The organism is Lancefieldella parvula, assembly GCF_963530955.1.
GTDB classification, from domain to species: domain Bacteria; phylum Actinomycetota; class Coriobacteriia; order Coriobacteriales; family Atopobiaceae; genus Lancefieldella; species Lancefieldella parvula_A.
Map to the genome: position 1 here is coordinate 1 of NZ_CAUSFQ010000112.1, position 3,703 is coordinate 3,703.

General features: G+C 49.0%; 2 protein-coding genes. Both read left to right on the plus strand.

Going from position 1 to position 3,703, the window contains the following annotated elements; all coding sequences use genetic code 11:
- The coding region (gene murJ, locus RWJ43_RS06375; RefSeq protein ID WP_314009060.1) for a murein biosynthesis integral membrane protein MurJ at positions 1 to 1,647 on the plus strand (1,647 nt) is incomplete at its 5' end.
- A gap of 1 nt (position 1,648) precedes the next feature.
- A partial coding sequence (gene uvrC, locus RWJ43_RS06380) for an excinuclease ABC subunit UvrC (protein ID WP_314009062.1) occupies positions 1,649 to 3,703 on the plus strand: 2,055 nt, incomplete at its 3' end.

The following is a 3,703-nucleotide window of genomic DNA, read 5'->3' on the forward strand; positions in this document are numbered from 1 at the left end:
TCCGTTTCTTGGGAAAGCTCTGCCTCAAGCAATTCTTATAGGGAAGAAGTTTCCACAGATGATGAGGATGCTTCTACGCAGAAGGATTTTAGCCGTTCTACTTCTATGATGAGCGTGCTTGTTCTGATTAGTCGTATTACGGGCTTTTTAAGAACCTGGGCCCAGGCATTTGCTATGGGTGCTACCGTTCTTGCAAGCTGCTATTCCATTGCAAACACCCTTCCTGACCAGCTCTATGAGCTTGTTGGTGCGGGAATGCTCACCACGGCTTTTTTGCCGGTATATCTTTCTATTAAGAAGAAGGTTGGACAGGATGAGGCAAATGCCTATACCTCCAACCTGCTTTCCATTGTTGTTGTCGCAACAGGTCTTGTTGCCGTTTTAGGTTTCTTCTTTGCCGCAGAAGTGGTGTATACACAGTCCTTCTCGGCAGGTGCTGATTTTGATCCAACGCTGGCAGTGTACTTCTTTAGGTTCTTTGTCATCGAGGTTATGCTGTATTGCTTCTCCACCATTTTCTCTGGTGTTTTGAATGCAGAGCGAGACTACCTCTGGCCAGCTGCGGCTCCTATTTTTAATAACTTTGTGACTACGGCATCGTTCTTTGCGTATGCTTTCTTGGTCAACACAAATCCTGAGCTGGGTCTTCTTATTCTTGCGCTGGGAAATCCTCTGGGCGTTTTGATTCAGGTTCTGATTCAGGTACCGTCACTTAAGCGCAAGGGGATTAAGCTCTCGTGGAGAATTAACCTCAAAGACCCCGCACTTAAAGAGACGCTCAAGATTGGCGCGCCTGCTCTGATTGTTGTGGTTGCCACGTTTGTAACTATGTCGGTGCAGACAAGCTCGCAGCTCAGTGTTTCTGCATCGGGCGCTTCCGTTGCGGCGTACGCTCGTCTTTGGTACACGCTGCCATATTCCATTTTGACGGTGCCTATTACCACAGCCCTCTTTACCGAGCTGTCCGATAGCTGGGCAAAAGAGAATATGGACCAGTTCAAGAAGGACTTCAAGCACGGTATCAACCAGATTCTTTTCTTTACCGTGCCGTTCATGATGTACTTGATGATCTTCTCGATGCCTCTTGTTTCTATTATTGGAGCAAGCAAGTTCACTGAAGACCAACTGCTGTTAACCCAGCAATTCTTGATTGGCCAGTCGCTTGCTTTGCCTTTGTATGGCATTGGCATGTACCTGCAAAAAGTCTGCTCTGCTATGCGTCGTATGACGCTCTACGCTGTTTCTGCAACGCTTGGCTCTGTCGTGCAGGTTTTAGTGCTGCTGGTGGGTACTTCTCACTTTGGCATGATGTTTGTAGCAACTACTTCAGCCATCTTCTATGTGGTTATCGATACCATTATGTTGATCAGCCTGCGTAAGCACCTTGGTCAGATTGGACTTAAGTCCATGGTGTTTGCATTTGTTCGTTCAATTCTTTTTGGCCTGGCAGGATCGGCTGCAGCACTTCTTATCATGGTGGGCCTGCGCGCCGTTATTGGCGTACCAGACGGCCGAGCGCTCTATGGCGTGCTGTACTGCATCTTTGCAGGTATTCCAGCTGTTTTGGTTACCTATGGCTTGGCAATCCTCTTTAAATCACCAGAGTCCGCCATGCTTCGTTCACTGGTTTCTCGCGTAAGGTCATAGTATGGCCAGAAGCGGTGCTATAAGTAGCAAAGATAGCTCTCAAAACAACCTTGATCCCAGCTATGTGCCTTCGGGGGCGCCGGGACTTGCGCCGTCATTTTCTTCAGAGCCTTCAGATGACCTGGTATCCATCAGAGAGCAGGTTGATCAGGTGCCAACTGATCCAGGCTGTTACCTCTGGAAAGATGGGTCTGGCAAGGTTATCTATGTAGGAAAAGCTAAGAACCTGCGTGCTCGCATGAGGCAGTACGTCACACTTCAAGATGATCGAGCCAAGATTCCACTGATGATGCAGGTCGTGCGTAGTTTTGACTACATTGTGGTAGAAAACGAGCACGAAGCACTGGTGCTGGAGCGCAATCTTATCGCTCAGTATCGTCCGTACTTTAACGTGGACTTCAAAGACGATAAGAGCTATCCCTACATTGCCATTACCGAGTCAGATTCCTTCCCAGCAATTAAATACACGCGCGAGAAACACAAGAAGGGTACGCGCTATTTTGGTCCCTACACTGATTCTTACGCCGCTCGCCAGACCATTGAGACGCTCAGAAAAGTAGTGCCTATCTGCTCCGCTACGTGCGTGGAGTGGAAACGCGCCAAGCGCCTGCTTGAAAAAGACCCTGATGGTGCGGCTGTTGCTAACTTGCTGCTGGCAAAGAAGGGGCGTCCCTGCTTTGATTACCACGTGGGCAAGGGACCTGGCGTGTGCGTGGGCGCCATTGACACCGTTTCCTACGCAAAGAATGTCAGGCAGGTAGAAAACTTCCTCCGCGGAAATCGTTCCGAGATTGTCTCTGAGCTCAAAGATCAGATGCAAGAAGCTGCCGCTGACCTGGATTTTGAGAAGGCAGCTAGGCTCAAGTCCCGTCTGACTTCACTCTCTGATCTTGATGACCGCCAGCAAGTCACATTTCCTACCTCGGTCAACATTGACCTCATTGGCATTTACCGAGAAGAAACTATCTCCGCTGCCTGCGTTTTTGTTGTGCGAGAAGGTCGTACCATCCGCTCAGTTGAGTTTATCCTGGACAAAGGCTTGGACGTTTCCGAGGAAGAGCTGGTTTCGGGCTTCCTAAAGCGCTACTACGATGAAACCGCTGACATTCCCGCAGAGGTTAACCTGCCCATTGATCTTCTCGATGCAGAGGTTTTGTCCGAGTGGCTGACACAAAAACGAGGGCACAACTGCGTGCTTCACCACCCACAACGTGGCGAGAAGTTCCGTCTTCTCCAGATGGCTTCTGCTAACGCTCGTCATGCACTGATGCGCCACATGATTCGCACGGGTTATGCTGACGACCGTACTAACCAGGCACTTCTTCAGCTGGAAAGCGCGCTTGCGCTTGATGCGCCGCCACTGCGCATTGAGTGCTTTGATATTTCTACGCTTCACGGTAACTTTACTGTTGCGTCGATGGTGGTCTTTACTAACGGAAAGGCTGATAAAAGCCAGTATCGCCGCTTTAAGATTCGCGCTGAGCTTGATGAAGCTAACGACTTTGTCTCAATGACAGAAGTTCTGGGCAGAAGGTACAGTCCGGAACGTATGGCAGATGAGCGCTTTGGCTCACGACCTGATTTGCTGGTAGTTGATGGCGGCAAACCTCAGCTGACTGCCGCAATCAATCAGCTTAATGAGCTGGGGTTGGATATTCCTGTCTGCGGTCTTGCTAAGTCTGATGAGGAAGTCTTTGTACCTTGGGACGACACACCAATTGTGTTGCCTACTGGATCTGCTTCTCTGTATCTCATCAAGCAAGTCCGTGATGAGTCTCACCGTTTTGCGATTACCTTCCATCGTGAGCTTAGAGATAAGGCAATGACCGTCTCTATTCTGGACGAAATCCCTGGTGTAGGACCTAAACGCAAAAAAGACATCATGCGTCATTTTGGCTCTTTTAAGCGTTTAAAGGCTGCAAGTGTTGAGGACATCTCTCAGGTAAAAGGTGTTTCTTTGAACTTAGCAGAAACCATCTATAAAGAACTCAAAGCTTGGGAAGAATCTTCATCGGCTGTACATGAGAAGTTAGATGCAAGGGGAGGAACTCATGAG